The organism is Sporolactobacillus sp. KGMB 08714 (genome assembly GCF_036598985.1).
Lineage (GTDB): Bacteria > Bacillota > Bacilli > Bacillales > Sporolactobacillaceae > Sporolactobacillus.
The window spans coordinates 55,295-72,590 of sequence record NZ_JAUUBW010000013.1; the positions used below are offsets into that span (position 1 = coordinate 55,295).

The window sequence follows — 17,296 nt, forward strand, 5'->3', positions numbered from 1 at the left end:
TCAGCCTTCAAAATATAGATGCCGGTTTTTCTTCGATTCCGTTAAGAGATAATAGCGCGAGAAAGAACGTCAGCATATATTTCGGCCGGTCTGACCAGCTGAAATCCCGGGCCATGGCAATTATCAGCAGCGATAGATCCACCGACCATGTTTTTTCTTTTTTCCGCTCTGCCTCCATTTACACCTTCGACAGCGCAACCATGCCTTTTATAAAGATATCAAAGGCGATGGAAATCGATTGATCGAGAGGCACGTCGATATTGAACCCGCCCTGTCTCTCAAGTGTCCCAAAACCGTGTGACAGCGCACGCAGTCCTCTGACGAAATGAATCGCCTGCTCTTTACTCAGATGATACGGCTCCAGCACCCGCAGAATAATGGCGATGACGTCCGAACCCGCTTGATCGATTTCCGTATCCTGTGAATCAAGCATGTTTAAGGTCGTCCCATATAATCCGGGATTATCTTTCATAAAGTGAATGTACGCGAAGCCGATGGCTTTCAGCGCTTCCTCGCCCGACCTGCCGACGGCTGCGGTCATGATCTGATGATTAAACCGTTTCAGAGCACGCAGGGTCAGGGCTTTTCGCAGATCGTTCAGGCTCGAAATATGATTGTACAGTGACGGCGTCTTAATTTCCAATGCCTTTGCCACTTTTGCGAGCGTCAGGTTTTCATACCCTTCTTGATTGACGATTTCCTCGCTGACTTGGAGAATCGTTTGCCTAGTAACCTTTTCTCTCATTTCGTTCCCCCTTTCAAAGCTTTTTCAGCCTGCTGAATGGCGCGCGCCATGATTTTTTCAGGATGATGCAGCAGTTTTCCGTGCCCGACAGCTAATAAGCTTGGAGACAATTTTTTTAGTTTCAACGCACTTTGAACAGCAACTTCTTTATTCCAGGTAGCCCAGGCCGGGAAAGGAAACAGGGGCCTTAGATTTCCTGAAACAGCGACCCCTCCCCTTACCTGAAAGGCATCGCCGGCAATCAGCGCTTTCGTTTTTTCATTGTAGAGGGCGATGTGTCCGGGCGTATGCCCTGGGGATGCAATGACTTGAAAAGATCCGACAATATCGCCTTCGGAAACGAGAGTATCGGGAGTCGTTTCAATCTGACCCGGTTTCGGTACGCCGCCTTTGACAGGCGTCTGCGGTTCATCCGCCTCCAATGCCGCGTCGCCTCTCAGCAGTTTCGCATCCCGCGCGGAAATCACCACTTCGCAGTCAGGGAGCAGTTTTTTAAGTCTGTCCAGGGATCCGATATGATCGCTGTGCGCATGTGTCAGCAGAATCCTCGTGATCGGTTTGCCGATATTTTCTGCAGCCTTCAGGATTCCTTTATAGCTAAACGGCAAGGCGGCATCGATGAGCGTCAATCCATTCCCCTCATCCACTAAATAACAATTGACAGGAAACCAGGACGGAAAGAAAGTAAGCTGATAAACGGAACCTTCCTGCGTAATTTTCATTGTACAAGACTCCCTTTCGCTATTCTCATTAGTATTATAGATAATAATATTAGTTATGTAAATAAGTTTGTTAGTCTGGGAGCTCACCTGAAAATCGACACCGGGTCGGTGATCAATCATGCACAACACTGATTTCCACTTTCAAAAAGCCGTAAACAGCCCGAAATCAATAAACGAAATACAATTTAGATGAAAAATTCTCAGTTCATCTAGCCAGTCGTGGCATGAATGCGTCATGCCCTCCTCTGAAAGGCAATCTCTATGCTTTTGAAGGGCAAAACATTTGTGCAAGCGGTCTGAAAGGCGATATCATGCGCGGACAGGTGCAAAATTCGAGAGCGCCCGATGTTTTTCTTCGGTTTGCCGCAGATTCACATGAACGGTGCTGAAAATCGGCAGTCACGTCGGCATATCATCAGCAAAGTCGAAAAAATCGTCAGTGAACTGTTCAATATCAACAGTTACAGTTAAAGAATCAGTAAGCTGTCAGGAATCGTCCCTGAAGGGTGGGAAATCTGCAGTCAACTTCTGAAAATTAATAAGTGTGAATAATCGGTACACTCTATCGAAACCCATTACCGTTATTGAGATCACCCTTGGTTTCGAACGTTAGAAAGGTTCTTATTTTAATTTGTTGTCGTGGATTTATGAAAAGATGATACAGGAAGCACCGTTTATTAGATGCCTCAAGAATAAAACTTAGCTTTCACCGATTGAATTTGCCTACTTTCGATCAGCAGCCTTTTCTCGATATATTTCTGCCGACTGTAAGATTTTCTCCCGGATCCTCTCACGTAAATCGGCCGGTTGTATCACTTCAGCCTTTGGGCCCAGGCTTAATATTTCCCGTTCTGCCTGTTTGAACGTTTCAAATTGTATCCTGAAGAGCGACCGTTCCCCTTGATTCAAGTCTTGAATTCTGCTTTTATTTATCTGCAATTCCGGCACATTTTCCGGATTCATCCGCAAAATAACCGAATAGATCGGCCGGCTCTCTTCAAACTTGCGGCACCAGTCCTTCCAAAACCGGGCAACATTAAAGTCCTTTGGAAAAAGGAATGATTGTCCGGTTGGTTTTACATTCTGGACTCTGGACACGCGGTAGACCCTCAATACATTTTCATGTTTGGCGATCAGGTACCAGGAATCTGTTTTCGCAGCCAGACCATAGGGAGCGATTTCTCTTGAGATGATTTTCCCATTCCCTTTTTGATAATCAATATGAATCTGCAGATTCCTCTTCATGGCCGACTCTATCGCCGTTAAGCAGGGGACCTTATCATGTATGCCGAACCAGCAGGCAGAATCAAGATAAATCCGTTTGCTGAATTGGTTGATCTCCGCCCGGCGGGAGCCGGGGAGATTCATGATTAATTTATGAATCGTTCGTTGATTTGAGCCGAATCCAAGATCAGAAAGAGGGCGCGGCGATCGGACAATGAGCAGATTTTTTACTTCCGACAAAGTAACATCCGTTAGATCCATACGAAAATGTTTGTCTAAAGCATAACCGCCCTGCACTCCCCGCACGGCATAGACTGGAAATCCCGAGAAACTCAGAGCATCGATATCTCTGTAAATCGTGCGTTCCGAAACCTCCAGTTTTTCCGCCAATGTTTTTGCAGATGTCACACCCCCGGCCCGCAGAGACAAAAGAATCGACAACAATCTGTCCGCACGCATGGAATCCCGCCCTGTTCTGTTTTTTTATAAGTATAACACTAATAGATGACAGAAGATGTCAGGATTTTTCATTAAGATGGAACTCAGACAGTTAAAATAAAAAGAAAGGAAGACCATAGATTGTTCAGGTCAAAGCGCGCTCTTCTCCCTTTTGAAAAAGGGACGTGGCAGATTCTATCGGGGTATACTCTTTCTCTGTTTGGGACGGGGATGACCGAGCCTTATCTCATTCTTTATCTGCATCAATTACGGGACATTCCGCTGTCACTTTCCGGTATGATCGTCGGTTCAGGCGGTCTTGCAGGCGTTATAGCTGTGCCGTTATCGGGAATCCTGGCCGATCGGGCCGGCATAAAACGCGTTTTCCTTTGCACGTTGATCCTTGACGCCGCAGGCCGGATACTGTTTGCCTTTGCTTCGAATGAAGAGACGGCATTTCTTGCGAGTATGCTATCGGGAGCCGGTGCTGCAGGATCGTGGAATACCCTCTCTGTGATATTGGCTGATTCCGCCGGGGATACAGCAAAAAGCAGCATCTTCGGCATCGCCTTTGCCTTGCAAAATCTCGGCTCGGGTCTCGGCGCAGCGCTGGGCGGCACGGTCATTCATTCTTATTCTCTCTTTTCTTTTCAGTCCATCTTCATTTTCGATGCGGCAACTTTTATTCTCTTTGCTCTGTCCGGACAAAAATGGCTGATGAACGATTTCAAAAATGTACAGGTTCACCATTCTGAAAAACAAATTCATCATTTTTTCGGTCTCGACAAAGCGGGCAACGATAAAGTCCTTAGTGGGCTGTCACTCGTTTATTCATTGATCGCAATAGTCATGTCCGGACTGACAACAACAGCCTTCCCTCAATGGACAACCGATCAGGCTCATGCATCGGTTCATATTATCGGTGATGCTTTCTTTGTGAATAGCCTTGTCATCATCTTAGGACAGGCCTTTATCCTGAAATCGATTAAAAATGTACGCAGAACCCGTGCCATAGCCGCTGCCGCACTATTTTTCGCTGTGGGATGTTTCATTATCTTTATTTCCGGTTTTCTGAAGCCGAAACTTTCCTCGTTGAGCCTCGTCTCTTCATTTGCAATTACTGCCGTCGGAGAAACCGTTCTGTTCTCAGATCTCCCTGCGCTGGCTAACGATCTTGCTCTTGAACAGACCCGGGGGCGATATAACGGTGTCATCAATGCCGCATGGCAGACCGGCTCGATTCTCGGACCTGTTCTGGCAGGTGCCGGATTGAATATGCATCTGGCTGTTCCGCTGTTTCTGACCTTTATTCTTATTTTGGTATTTTCAGCTTGCTTCCTGATTCTTTTAGAGCGTATCATTCCGATTGAAATTAACAAAGCATGTAAAACTGATTGATCCGGTCATTTTTATGTAATCACCCCCATCGCCGGAAGGCCGAAAGATACTCCGGATGATTGCAGCAAAAAAATCCGGAAAGCGATTGTTCCCCGGATCATCACTTTATCGGAAAAGCCCGGCCTCTGCTTCTCCAACAATCGATATTTATTTTCGACCGGCGTCTTGCAGGCCTTTTTTGATATTTTCCAGAAATGCCGAGACTTGATCTTCTTTCGTTGCCCAGGAGGTGACGAGGCGAATGGCAGAGTGAGCCGCATCGACCCTTTCCCAGATAATAAATTCATAGCTGCGCTGGAGCTCGGCGATCAGTGAATCGGGCAGGATCGGGAAGATCTGATTGGACGGAGAATCTGCCAGAAAAGCAAAATGCGCTTCCAACAGCCCGGCTCTGAGTCTGTCCGCCATCTGATTGGCGTGCGCTGCCAGCTTAAAGAACAGGTTGTCCTTGAACAGTTCGAGAAACTGAATCCCGAGGATCCTTCCTTTGGCAAGCAGTGCCCCTTTTTGCTTTATGTAGTACCGGAAGTCTTCTTTCAGTGCCTCGCGGCAAATGATCAGGGCCTCGCCGAGCAGAGCGCCGTTCTTGGTGCCGCCGATATAGAAAGCGTCGAGAAGCCCGGGCAGATCGGCCAGTTCCAGGTCGTTGCCCTTTGAACAGAGTGCCGATCCGATCCTGGCGCCGTCCATATACAGAATCAGATGATGTGTACGGCAAAATTCGCTTAGCTGCTCCAATTCGCTCTTCGTATAGACGGCTCCTATTTCGGTCGTATCGGAAATGTAGACCAGCTTTGGTTTCACCATGTGCTCATCGGGATGCGCATCGAGTACCTTCTGAACCGCTTCAGGGGTCAGTTTCCCGCCTTCATCCGATTCGGCGATGAGCACTTTGTGCCCCGTCGCCTCAATAGCACCGGTCTCGTGCACGTTGATGTGGCCGGTTTTTGCCGCAATGGCAGCTTCATGCGGCCGCAAAAAAGCGGATATCGCAATCAGGTTCGTCTGCGTTCCGCCCGGGATCAGATGAACGGCAGCATCCTGCCGCCCAAGTCTCTGCTTAAGCAGATCGATCGCCTTTAATGAATAATGGTCTTCCCCATAGCCCTCTTCCTGCTCCAGATTTGATTCAATTAACGCATTGAGAATTCTTGGATGTGCCCCTTCGCTGTAATCATTCTTAAAGCTGTACATTCGCTGCCTCCACCTCAGGTTTTTATACCATTGTACCCCCTTTTCTAAAATCAGAAAATAAGGATATGATCAGCCGCCGTAATAAAAGCCGGTCTCCTTCATCGTCAGCGGATCGCCTTCGCGATGCACACCGGCACCGATTACTTCGCCGATGTATAGATAGTGGTCGCCCTTTTCCACCTTCTCGACAACTTTGCATTCAAAATAACTGAGCGCATCCTTGAAGATCGGGCAGCCCGTTTCTTCGGTATAAAATTCATATCCGGCCAGCTTATTGCCTTCCGGTTCCAAAGCCCGGAAAAATGCGGTAGCCATATCCTTCTGTCCGGTTTCCAGAATATTGACGCTGAACACGCCGGCGGCCGCAATTTGTTCCTGGGAACGTGTGCCCGCTTTGACGGCAAGGGCGACCAGCGGCGGTTCAAAAGAGGTCTGTGTCAGCCAGTTTCCTGTGAAAGCGTTGATTCCTTTTTCATCTTTTGTCCCCACAAGATACAAACCGTACGTAATACCGCGCAGAGCCGTTTTCTTTGCTTTTGCATCCATCTTGGTTTCCCCTTTTCTCAGCATGTAGATTTCACAAATTATTCATAAAATCATTATAGGGCAAACTTTCCCGATACGTCCAATGCTACGCAGCAGCCGGCAGCATGCGAACGCTTTCTTTCAAAAGAAGCGGTGAACCGGCGCGCAGAAACGGCGGAAGTGTTTCAGGTCATGAAGGCATTGCTTTTAAAAATAGTGAACCTGGCCGTGCGCGCCACGGCTAATGCCAATATAATCTTTGAACCAGGTTCATGCATCCGACATACCCTATTAGAAAGACAAAAGGCCACGGCATCTTTCCCAGCTGTGGATTCATTCCAAAATGTGAAAGTCCGATTCCGTCTTCCATCCTTTGTTAGGCGCAAGATGGATTATTTTTTGCCTTGATCTGCGGACTGGCTGCCGGACCGCCCCGGCGGTTTCCCTTCAGCGTGGTCCGGATTAGAAATATACGTCCTAATCATTATCTCGGGACAGATTCATTTTCCGGATGGAATGCCATCCATAGAGAATAATTGATATATTTCTAATCAATCAAATATCTAGAATCGTAAATGTCTGCACCGAAAATGATTCGGCCGTTTAAAGGCCGGGACCGGCTCCAATACGACAGATTTTAGCATAGCCATAAACGTCTGCAAAAAGCCGCTGAAAAATAATGAAAGGGCTTTTTCTGCATCGATAATTCAATTAGAAATTGAACCCTGCAAATGAAGAGAAAATGCTAAATGAGCGTCCAGGAAAAATCAAATCCCCGTGTCTCGTGATCACCAAGATTTCTCCTGTAACAGCTGGCAGCGATTCGTTTCGGATCAGCCGGCATCCTTCTCCTTGCGATACAGCATTCAGTCTGAATGGGAGACAGGCGTATCTGCAAAAAGCGGGACCGGCATCCTGCTCATGCTCTCACTGGAATTTCCGAATACAATTTTTTTCTCCGGGTCAATGTGACTGCCTCTTTTTCAATCTGTCTTCTGCCCGTTTTTTATTCTCGGCAACTCTGTATTTCACAATCCTGCCGATTAATTCGTAAGGCAGCGGCTTTCCGATCGGAAACTGCACCGCCCCTTTTGACGTTTTATAGGCCGACAGTTCACGCTTAAAGGCAGTGATTCCGCTGGAGGTCGGATAAAAGCCTATGTGCTTTTTATAGGCAGCAAAGTATACCAGAATTCCGTGCAAAGCAAAAGCGGGCATTTGATAGCTGATCTTTTCGTCTGCCAGCGGTGCCGACTCTTTGATCACTTTTCGCAGTGTTCTCAGTGTGTCCTGAACTTCGGATGGAAATTGTAAAATGTATGCATCGATTGATGGAAATGTCATTCTGCCGTCCTCCATGACGGATGCCCCCCTTAAGTCTTATTCAGCCGTTTTAAATCCCTCTCGTTCAGCCTCTTAATCCACACGCAGATTTAATGCCGATGTGATCAATCGTATTCCCCGGACGAGCAAAAGCTTATCTTTTACGGTAAGCATAAATGATCTAATCCGGCATCTCAATATGCTATATTTAAGATTGGAAAAATTTTATCGTGAATGCCTCTATAAAAAACAGAAGTGGTGTATCGAGATGAAATACAGAGAATCCGGCATGCCGGATGAACATTTATGGAAAACTTTTTTCGATCCGGATCAGATCCTTGAACAGATGGGCATTGGGCGGGATATTCATACACTGATGGATGTCGGCTGCGGATACGGAACTTTTTTAATACCGGCTGCCAAACGGATCGGCGGACAGGCCGTAGGCATCGATATCGATCCGGAGATGATTGAGTCCTGCAGGGCAAAAGCACTGGAGCAAACGCTGAAAAATGTCACGCTCGTCCGCGGGGATGTGTCCGCCGCGGATCGCGCCGAATGGCTTGGAAAATATATAGGAAACGTTGACTACATCACGCTTTTTAATATTCTTCATTGTGAAAGACCGCTCGACTTGCTGAAAGGGGCTTACGATTTGCTGGGCAGTAGCGGTAAAGCGGGCGTCATTCACTGGAAATACGGGGACACCCCGCGGGGACCCTCACTCGAGATCAGGCCGACACCCGAAAAGATCAGTGAATGGGCGGAACAGGAAGGATTCTCTCTGCTCGATTCTTTTGATCTGCCGCCCTATCATTTCGGCCTCATATTCACAAAAAAATAAAGCACTGTTTCCGTATCGGAATCTTGCAGGAGCAAACGTGTGATTCGCGACATGCCGTCGGTTCCGTCAGATTTTCGGCACAGACAGAGCCTCGTAACAGCCTTGGCGGATGCGGCGTTTCGGCTTTAAAGATTCTCTTTCTTATAGCACCCTGTGCCTTAACAGCCTGCCAAAATCGAGGACAGAGAATAATCAAGCTCTGTCCCTGGCTCGATCTGTCAACGTACAAAACTTATACATCGCCGGCACATCCGGCCTTTGAAAACGATTCATGCCGGATACGATGGCCTCTCAATAATAAAGATCCCTGTTCACGATTCGGCATCGTCTTCCCCGCCTTATTCAAATGATCGGTTTTTCCCGAATACCGTAATCCCGCAAACCGGAAACAGAATTTATCGCCGATCATCGGGTCGGTTCACTGCATTTTTATTGGTGAAAATATCCATTGAGTTCATCTTTTTCAGCGGTGCAGACCGGCATCCGCTTCTTTTCCGGTTTTTCCAAGGGAGAACAAATCCGATGGCTGCCTCTGCTTTTCTCCATACTATAGCCGGCTGGAGATCAATGAAACATTTTTTATGCTTTTTTCGTACTTTTCAACTGTAGTCGCCTTTTTACGATCATGATATTGTCCGAAAAGTGCTGTTTGGCATGTCCTTGCTTTAGTAAATGGTACTATAATTAAGAAAATGAATGTTTTTACTGGGAGTGAAGATTTTGACATTAGAGATACCGGATTCAGTTAATTTATTCGATGAAATGGTCAAACAAGTCAAGTTGCATCCTAAAAAAGTCGTCATCGAAGACACCAATGGCCCTTTCACCTATAAAAAATTTCTTATTGCCGTAAATATCATGAGTAAAAAAATAAACGAACTCCTCAAAAGTGAAAAAAGGGTCGGTATCTATTTGCCGAATGTCGTCGGCCAGGTAGTTGTACTCTTTTCTTTGTTTAAAAATGAACAGGACCCCTGTATTTTAAACTTTACGATGGGAACGCAAAACATTATCGACTGTATTGAAACGGCTTCCTTAGAGACTGTTATCACATCCAGACAGTTTGTTAAAAAGGCAGATTTAGGCTATGTGATTGAAGAGATGGAGAAACAGGTCAAAATTGTTTACCTGGAAGATTTAGCAAACGGAATCTCCGTCTTTCACAAAATATCCGGATTGATCGAGTCAAGAGTATCCGGCCTTAAAAAAAGAGAGGAGGGAGAGATTATCCTGTTCACTTCCGGGACAGAGTCAAAACCGAAAGGCGTCGTTCTGACCCATCGGAACATTTTTGCCAATATCAAGCAAGTTTTCAAACATATCGAGGTCAGAGAGAGCGATCGCATTTTCAATCCGCTGCCGTTGTTTCACTCGTTCGGCATGACGGTCGGCTCAGTGCTTCCTCTTATTACAAGTGTTAAAACGTTTCTCTATCCCTCTCCGCTTAGTTACAGAGAGATTCCGAAAGCGATCCAAAAAGATAAAAGTACGATCTTTGTTGCCACCAACACATTTTTCGAGAATTACGCCAAGTTCGCGACAAAAGAACAATTACAGACGTTAAGAATTGTTGTCGCAGGCGGCGAAAGGCTGCAGAAAGATGTCAGGGAGCTCTATCACAATAAATTCGGAATTACCATTTTAGAGGGCTATGGGTCAACGGAAACATCGCCGATCATTTCCCTGAATACGCCTCAGCATTATAAAGAAGGAACGGTCGGCCAATTAATGCCGTTGATGGAAGCGAAGATTGCCAAAGTGGAGGGCGTTAAAGAAGGCGGAAATTTGCTGCTCAAGGGACCGAACGTGATGAAAGGCTATTTAATCCACAAAAAAGGCTTTGTTCCCTGCGGCGAATGGTATAATACCGGCGATATTGCTGAAATCGATCAAGATGGATTTATTCGGATCATATCAAGATTAAAACGGTTTGCCAAAATTGCCGGTGAAATGATCTCCCTGAATAAGGTTGAGGAATTAGCATTAGATTGCTTCGGTGAGTCCGTCTTTTATGCCGTCAGCATCCCCGACACCCGAAAGGGCGAGCAAATTGTGATGTTCACGACCCTGTCCGATGTTTCATTAAGGGAATTTAAAAAGTTTATCAAGAGCAAAAAATTATCATTATTATACACGCCGTCAAGAATTGACCATTTATCGGAGGTTCCTCTGCTGGGCAGCGGAAAGCCTAATTACTGGAAGCTGGAGAATTTAGCGAAAAATCATTCAGAGTGAAAAGGGGGCATCATCCTCTTTTATACGCGGAAGCGGATGGCTCCTTTTTAATCAAAACAGGAAGCAGGAGATTTTCTAAGCTGCAGAGGCTGTCTGTCTCATCGGCTGATTGCCCAACTGTGATAAGTTCCCCCTCTGGGTTGACAGATGAAATCATAAAATCTGTTCATTTGAAGGGGAATTTTTATGCCGCAAGATTCTTTTATTCATCGGAAAAATCAGATATCGTGTGTTCTGCGACGGCAAACCGGCGGGATAGGGGGGTATAAAAAAGCGTAAGATCGTTTCTCCGCCAATCGCGGGAACGGGGCTTGAAGAGGCCGATAGTTTGGCCCTGATAAGCGTATGTTCATCCCGCTCCCCCTTTCACCTTAATAGTGAGTCCTTATCCTTTATAATAACCAACTCCTTTAGGTTAATTTTTGTATAACAGGTTTTGACGGCCGTTTCCCCGAATATAATCTCTGCGGTACTGCCCCGGCCGTAATGCCGCCCTTTCTATAAAAGAAATGCCTGAGCAGCCGCTGAAGAACCGGCATGAGATAACAGGAAACAAAAGCGCCTTCGAATACTCGCATCACCCGATTTCAATGGAATACTAACGGAATGCTTTCCATCATATGCTTTTAAGAAAACACTGCAGGGAGGATAACGTGAGTTGATCAAAGTTAAAGTCGGTTTGCGGCCGATTGTCAGTAAGATAAATCTGCCCACTGTTTTAAAAACGACAAGACTTCCGGGCGATTCAATCGAAAGATTATTTATTGCCACCCAGGCGGGGGAGATCTTCTGCATAGGAAATGGCGTTATCAGAACCTTTTTAGATATTCGCCCGCGAATCTTAAAACTGGGAGCTTCCAGCGGCGGATATGATGAACGGGGACTGCTGGGGCTGGCATTTCATCCTCAATTTTACTATAACGGGTTGTTCTATCTTCATTATTCAGCAGCCGGAACACAGGGCCCGGGCGCTCTTTCAGACCCCTTTAAGCCTGACCCGCGCGATCCCGGAACCTTAAACCTAAAATGGATAAACAGAGAAAGTCAATACGATCATATTGATACCGTCGAGGAATGGGCCCTACAATCGAACGGCCAATCCCAAAAACGACGGACATTACTTAATTTAAGAAGACCCTTTTTAAATCATAACGGCGTCAATAGTTTAAACTTTTCACCGGAAACAGGAAAACTTGTTTTAACAACCGGAGACGGCGGATCAGGCTATGATCCCTTTAATCTGAGCCAGGCTGATATGGAGATCGCTGGTAAAATCATTGAAATTGACGTCGTTAAGCAAACTTTTATCGATAATCCGCCCGCAGCGACGCGTTTCAATGAACTTCCGGCACCGATTCAGGAAATGCTGTCGGTCATGGCCAAAGGGGTTCGCAATATACCGGGTATCTCATTTCAAAGCTATTATAAACAGTATATTAAATACGCGGCGAATGTCGGACAGGACCTGACCGAATCGATCTTCTCCTTCGTTGATTATAAGCCGATACCGATTGCTCAGCTCATTCAAGCTTTTTTAATAAAATCCGAACCCGATCAGCAGGGATTGATTAACTTTGGCTGGCGGGGATGGGAAGGGGCTTTTCCTACTTCGACACTAAGAAATGGCTCTGCAGACCCGCATTTGAATGAGAAAATAATTGCTTACTACGATGAAGCAGTAAAAACTTCCGCACGGCGTCTTTCGCCTTTAACCAGTTATTTTCATGAAGATCGCCGGCCTGACAAGTTCAGCGCGACGGCACTTACAGGGCTCCAGCCATATACAGGAAATGAAATTCCTGATTTATCGGGGAACCTTGTGTTTACCGATCTGGCCCGGAGTCAGGAATCTCAATCTCCGGCTAGAGGTGTCCTAGCCTATACCAGAGCCAGAACAGATGGTAAATTAAATGATTTTGGCGTGATTGAAACTGATGATAACTTTGGGCCCCAACCGGCTTATTACGTGAGTTTAGGAGCGAATCAGGAGCAGACTAAACTCTACCTCGGGGTTTATGGTTCTATGAAAGTGACTGATTTTAACCAAGGCACTGTTTTTGAAATCGTTCCTTGATTCACAGCTGAACGCCGGATCAATCCACTTCCGCGATCTATTGAATCAGAATATAGAACAAACCGGAAGGGCAGTCATTGATCTGCTTATTCTCAGGGAGTTTAAAGTAAGCTTTGTTGATAACTGCTGTCGATTTTTTCTACAATGAGTAACTATCATTGAGCAGCCTCAATGTCCGTTAGTTTAGGCGTGTTCGCGATATTATATTTTTATTGTTGACTGACAGACCTTTTCAGGCCTTAAAGAGGTATAGAACCCCATCCTAATAATCGGACAGGGCCAATAAAGAACGTTATTTTAGTTTTTGATAAAAAACACTTCGCCAGAAAACTGCCGGCAAAGTCGTTTAGAACCGGCCATGGCGTTACTTCTGCACGATCTGAATAAGGTTGCCGCATGTATCGTCAAAAACAGCCAGTGTGACTTCACCCATTTCCGTCGGCTCCATCGTAAACTTCACGCCTTTTTCCATTAATCGTTTGTATTCCCTGCGGACATCCGCAACGCCGAACATTGTTGCCGGGATGCCGTCGGCAAATATCCTTTTCTGATATTCCTTTGCGGCAGGATGGTCATTCGGTTCAAGTACAAGCTCGGTTCCGTCCTGATCATCGGACGGAACAACCGTGATCCACCGATATTCTCCGGCGGGAATGTCTTCCTTTTTTACAAACCCCAGCTTTTCCGAATAAAACGCCAGGGCCTTGTCCTGATTTTCGACGAAAATACTGGTAACAATGATTTTCATACTGTTTACCTCCATTGACTTTTATGACAAACATTGCTGTGCCGGCAGTTCGGCAGGCAAGATAATCCAAACATTAGACAGAAGTCCTGATCTGATTTTATAACTTTATCCATCCTCTCAGCAAATTTTTAAAGAAAGCTCCGCACCCAAATTTATGCTCACGGTGATGGGCAGCTCAGCATACCCAGCGGGGGAAAGCTGCAGGCGCCGTGAAGCCGAAGGAAGCCCAAAATTGGAGTATTTATACGCCCGTCTTCAGGAGACCTGAAAACTGGAAATTGAATCCGCTGTTTCAGGCATGAAGCTGTGCAAGAGAACACATTGTTTTTTTGTGCCCGGTTGTAAGATCAAATAAGTTAGGTATAACGAAGATGATGTGCTCCCGGCGCTGGCAGAATTCAATTCCCGCTTCATGATCTTCCTAAAAAGATTAACGGCAAGAATCCGAATTCGGCAGAGTATGCGATGAAACAATCGGAGGATCGAAACGGTTCTTTATTGGATCAAGTGTCTCACGGCATCACGACAGACATTGGCCGTAAATTCACCGGTCTTGTCGACTCCTTTTGGAGATTATTCTCTATTATCCAAAGAAGGCCTCATCTTATTTGGAAGTGCGTTGCGGCACATGCAAAAAATGAAGTGTCTTTTATCTCGTCTAGCCTTCCATTCGCAGATGCTGATGAAGCAATTTTTCCAAATTTTTACTCTGCAAAAAGTCGAGTGATTAAGATTAATATTTATCAATGAATGGAGGGGTCAAGATGGAAATTCGGCAATTGATGTACTTAACTCAAATTGCAAAAGAAAAAAGTTATACTGTTGCAGCCCAAAAGTTACATGTTTCACAACCTGCTTTAAGTAAAATGATTAAAAATCTTGAGATAGAACTCGGCGTTCCCATTTTCATTCATTCGAGAAGGAATCCCGAGCTTACAGATATCGGCAAGAGCATCGTTGAAGAATCTTGTAAGATATTGGAATCTGTTGAAAATCTGTCAAAGTCGATCGAAGATACCATTAATCTAAAAAAGGGCAACGTCGCGGTAGGAATACCTCCAGTAATCAGCACCGTCTATTTTCCCAAAGTGATTTCCGGATTTCAAAGTATGTTCCCGGATATTAAATTGAACGTTGTAGAAGCTGGAGCTGAGGAAGTTCAGGAAAAGATTCTGAATGGACTCATTGATATTGGATTTGTTATCATGCCGGTTGATGAGAAAAGAGTCGACGTTTATCCAGTCACGCATGATCTGAGTGTTCTACTCGTGAATAAAGATCACCCTCTTGCCTGCAGACAAAAAATTAATACAAAAGACTTAAAAAATGAGAGATTTATCCTTTTGGATGATAGTTATATGCTTCATCATCATATTCTTTACGCCTGCCGCAAAGCGGGATTCGAGGCCAATGTAGATTTTCAGACTTCGCAATGGGATTTAATCGTTCGAATGGTTTCGTATAATCAGGGAATTTCTATCCTGCCTCGGCCTATTCTTAAAGAATTCAAAGCCTCTATTCCTTCGATTAAAGAAGTGATTATTGATGATCCGATTTTTAAATGGAGGGTGATAATGATCCTGAAAAAGGGACACTATGTGACTTATGCCATGAGAGCATTCATCCGTTTTGTGGAAAAAGAGTTTTATAACAAAAAGTAATTTTATGTATGAATTTTATGTATTTGCCTTAATATCTAACTAAGATTACACTCAATTTGTAAACGTTTACATGATGAGCTGATGACTGTTGGCAAAATCATCGGGAAGGAGAAAATACTGCTCTTTATTGTGAAAAAAATAACAATATGGGCAGATTGTAAAGGCTGTAAAATAAATTCTGCCGGGAAATAACATTCGCTTATAAACAGTTTGTCCATATTTTTATGCAACATTCATGATCAATCATTTATGACAAAGGTGGTGTTTTATATGAGTTATTTTTTAACCGATGACAATGCCAAGATTTTCTACACCGATGAAGGAACAGGAAAGCCGATCGTATTAATACATGGCTGGTCCTGTCATCATGAGCACTTTAACAAAGTTACGCCGGAACTAAAGAAAAAGTACAGGATCATTACGTATGATTTAAGAGGTCATGGACGATCTGAAGTTCCTGACGACGGCTACACAATTGACAGATATTCTCAGGATCTAAAAAACCTTTTAGACTATCTTAATTTAAATAATGTTACACTTGTCGGCTGGTCAATGGGAACGCATATTATTTTTGACTATATTAAACAATTTGACTGTAATAAGCTGGATAAGATTGTTTTTATCGATATGTCGCCTAAGTTGATTACAGACGATAAATGGACGAAAGGTTTGTATGGAAAATACAGCACGGAAGATAATTTTAATGTTTTGGTAGCCATGAATGAAAATTGGCATGCCTTTTCAGACGGTTTTATTCGGGCCATTTTTGCCAAGTCGGGCGTCAGGGATCAGGAAGACTATACCTGGTGTTTAGAGGAGGCCTATAAAAATTCTCCCAATGTCATGGTACGGATGTGGATATCCATGACTTCCAAGGATTATAGGGATGTGCTTCCGAAAATAACGGTGCCGACATTGATCACCTATGGGGCAGAGAGCTGCCTCTATAATGCGGATAACAGTCAATTTCTGAAGGAATCCATTAATAGTGCCGAGACCTTTGCTTTCCCAAAATGCGGACATGCTCTTTTTAGAGAGGAACCGGAACTGTTTGTCAATGTTCTGAGCAAATTTGTAGATTAATGGATAGCTATTAAAAAAATAAACTTCTTACAGGGGCTGATCCGAAAGTATCGTTCTGCTGTCGGGCAGCCCCTCCTTCATTTAATATAAAATATGAGTGTCCTGCTGTGCCTGCCGTCAATTATTAATCGACTCTTCCTGAAACTATCTCTTGAAAGGCGGAACGTTTCCGCGATTACTAAACTTCTGCGATAGTCGATAAATTTCTGTCCCGGCTGATAAATCGGGTGAACCTGCTGATGATCGATTAAACACCGTTGACGGCCGATAGGAAACTGAAATCCAATCCATACAGCCGGGCCGCCGGCAGTATCGCCCTGTCATAAGTTTATCGCCCCGAAAAAAGAATGAATCGCCCTAAAGCAGCGGACTATCGCCCCAATATGGCCGCTATTCGCCCTGTTCCGGCGGAGTATCGCCCCATCAAGAGTGTATCGCCCCGAAAAAAGAATGTATCGCCCTAAAACAGCGGACTATCGCCCCAATATGGCCGCTATTCGCCCTGTTCCGGCGGAGTATCGCCCTGTTATAAGTTTATCGCCCTGAAAAAAGAATGTATCGCCCTAAAGCAACGGACTATCGCCCCAAACTGGTCGCCATTCGCCCTGTTCCGGCGGAGTATCGCCCTGTTATAAGTTTATCGCCCTGAAAAAAGAATGAATCACCCTAAAGCAGCGGACTATCGCCCCAATATGGCCGCCATTCGCCCTGTTCCGGCAAAGTATCGCCCCGTCAGGAGTTTATCGCCCTGAAAAAAGAATGAATCGCCCTAAAGCAGCGGACTATCGCCCTAAGATGGTTGCCATTCGCCCTGTTCCGGCGGAGTATCGCCCCCTCAGGAGTTTATCGCTCCAAAACGTTCGCATGAAAGTTCAGAGGAACAGACGGCGCTTTCACGCCGCAGCCTGACTGGATACATGAGTTGAGGGGATACCCATTATATAAAACATAAGCGGATCACAATGTCGCTTCTGTCTATGTCTTATCGAATTTTATAGCTCTGCTCATTCGCCCAGGCAAATTTTTATGTGGTTGACTGTCTCCTTCGTTTTGATCTTGCGCATTCTGCATCTCCCCATGCA

14 protein-coding genes are annotated in these 17,296 nt (G+C 45.2%); 7 read left to right on the top strand and 7 right to left on the bottom strand.

What is annotated here, in order from left to right; all coding sequences use genetic code 11:
- Positions 1-178: 178 nt before the first annotated feature.
- The 3 genes from Q6A92_RS07915 to Q6A92_RS07925 all read right to left on the bottom strand — a co-directional run bounded on the left by Q6A92_RS07915 (position 179) and on the right by Q6A92_RS07925 (position 3,150).
- The gene (locus Q6A92_RS07915; RefSeq protein WP_332237619.1) at positions 179-745 is read right to left on the bottom strand and encodes a TetR/AcrR family transcriptional regulator; all 567 of its coding nucleotides are present in this window, start codon (positions 743-745) and stop codon (positions 179-181) included.
- Positions 742-1,467 (bottom strand): MBL fold metallo-hydrolase, encoded by a 726-nt coding sequence (locus Q6A92_RS07920; RefSeq protein WP_274401071.1) that lies wholly within the window; start codon positions 1,465-1,467, stop codon positions 742-744. The genes Q6A92_RS07915 and Q6A92_RS07920 overlap by 4 nt, the downstream gene beginning before the upstream one ends.
- A gap of 723 nt (positions 1,468-2,190) precedes the next feature.
- The gene (locus tag Q6A92_RS07925) at positions 2,191-3,150 is read right to left on the bottom strand and encodes a helix-turn-helix transcriptional regulator (RefSeq protein ID WP_332237621.1); all 960 of its coding nucleotides are present in this window, start codon (positions 3,148-3,150) and stop codon (positions 2,191-2,193) included.
- Positions 3,151-3,270: 120 nt separating this feature from the next.
- On the opposite strand from Q6A92_RS07925, the gene Q6A92_RS07930 reads away from it, so the two are divergent.
- Positions 3,271-4,527 carry an MFS transporter gene (locus tag Q6A92_RS07930; protein WP_274401069.1) on the top strand — a complete coding sequence of 419 codons (1,257 nt, stop codon included), beginning with the start codon at positions 3,271-3,273 and terminating at the stop codon, positions 4,525-4,527.
- A gap of 147 nt (positions 4,528-4,674) precedes the next feature.
- Here Q6A92_RS07930 and Q6A92_RS07935 read toward each other — a convergent pair whose 3' ends face one another.
- The 3 genes from Q6A92_RS07935 to Q6A92_RS07945 form a co-directional block, all read right to left on the bottom strand.
- Positions 4,675-5,721 (bottom strand): threonine aldolase family protein, encoded by a 1,047-nt coding sequence (locus tag Q6A92_RS07935; RefSeq protein WP_332237622.1) that lies wholly within the window; start codon positions 5,719-5,721, stop codon positions 4,675-4,677.
- A 69-nt stretch (positions 5,722-5,790) separates the two neighbouring features.
- Complete coding sequence (locus Q6A92_RS07940) at positions 5,791-6,267, bottom strand: flavin reductase family protein (protein ID WP_274401067.1); 477 nt, start codon at positions 6,265-6,267, stop codon at positions 5,791-5,793.
- A 942-nt stretch (positions 6,268-7,209) separates the two neighbouring features.
- Complete coding sequence (locus Q6A92_RS07945) at positions 7,210-7,590, bottom strand: iron chaperone (RefSeq protein WP_443029703.1); 381 nt, start codon at positions 7,588-7,590, stop codon at positions 7,210-7,212.
- A 247-nt stretch (positions 7,591-7,837) separates the two neighbouring features.
- Here Q6A92_RS07945 and Q6A92_RS07950 point away from each other — a divergent pair, with 247 nt between their 5' ends.
- The 3 genes from Q6A92_RS07950 (at position 7,838) to Q6A92_RS07960 (ending at position 12,722) form a co-directional block, all read left to right on the top strand.
- Entirely contained in the window at positions 7,838-8,413 is a 576-nt protein-coding gene (locus tag Q6A92_RS07950) for a class I SAM-dependent methyltransferase (RefSeq protein WP_274401065.1), read from the top strand.
- A 711-nt stretch (positions 8,414-9,124) separates the two neighbouring features.
- Entirely contained in the window at positions 9,125-10,648 is a 1,524-nt protein-coding gene (locus Q6A92_RS07955) for an AMP-binding protein (protein WP_443029704.1), read from the top strand.
- A 658-nt stretch (positions 10,649-11,306) separates the two neighbouring features.
- Positions 11,307-12,722, top strand: coding sequence for a PQQ-dependent sugar dehydrogenase (locus Q6A92_RS07960; RefSeq protein WP_332237625.1), 1,416 nt, complete (start codon positions 11,307-11,309; stop codon positions 12,720-12,722).
- A 364-nt stretch (positions 12,723-13,086) separates the two neighbouring features.
- Here the strand turns inward: Q6A92_RS07960 and Q6A92_RS07965 are convergent, their stop codons facing one another.
- On the bottom strand, positions 13,087-13,470 hold the full coding sequence (locus tag Q6A92_RS07965; RefSeq protein WP_274401062.1) for a VOC family protein: 384 nt from the start codon (positions 13,468-13,470) through the stop codon (positions 13,087-13,089).
- Between the two features lie 465 nt (positions 13,471-13,935).
- Here Q6A92_RS07965 and Q6A92_RS07970 point away from each other — a divergent pair, with 465 nt between their 5' ends.
- The 3 genes from Q6A92_RS07970 to Q6A92_RS07980 all read left to right on the top strand — a co-directional run bounded on the left by Q6A92_RS07970 (position 13,936) and on the right by Q6A92_RS07980 (position 16,214).
- Positions 13,936-14,220 carry a hypothetical protein gene (locus tag Q6A92_RS07970; RefSeq protein WP_332237626.1) on the top strand — a complete coding sequence of 95 codons (285 nt, stop codon included), beginning with the start codon at positions 13,936-13,938 and terminating at the stop codon, positions 14,218-14,220.
- Positions 14,221-14,234: 14 nt separating this feature from the next.
- Positions 14,235-15,131 (top strand): LysR family transcriptional regulator, encoded by an 897-nt coding sequence (locus Q6A92_RS07975; protein ID WP_332237628.1) that lies wholly within the window; start codon positions 14,235-14,237, stop codon positions 15,129-15,131.
- A gap of 270 nt (positions 15,132-15,401) precedes the next feature.
- Positions 15,402-16,214, top strand: a complete 813-nt coding sequence (locus tag Q6A92_RS07980) for an alpha/beta fold hydrolase (protein ID WP_274401059.1) — start codon at positions 15,402-15,404, stop codon at positions 16,212-16,214.
- Positions 16,215-17,296 lie beyond the last annotated feature (1,082 nt).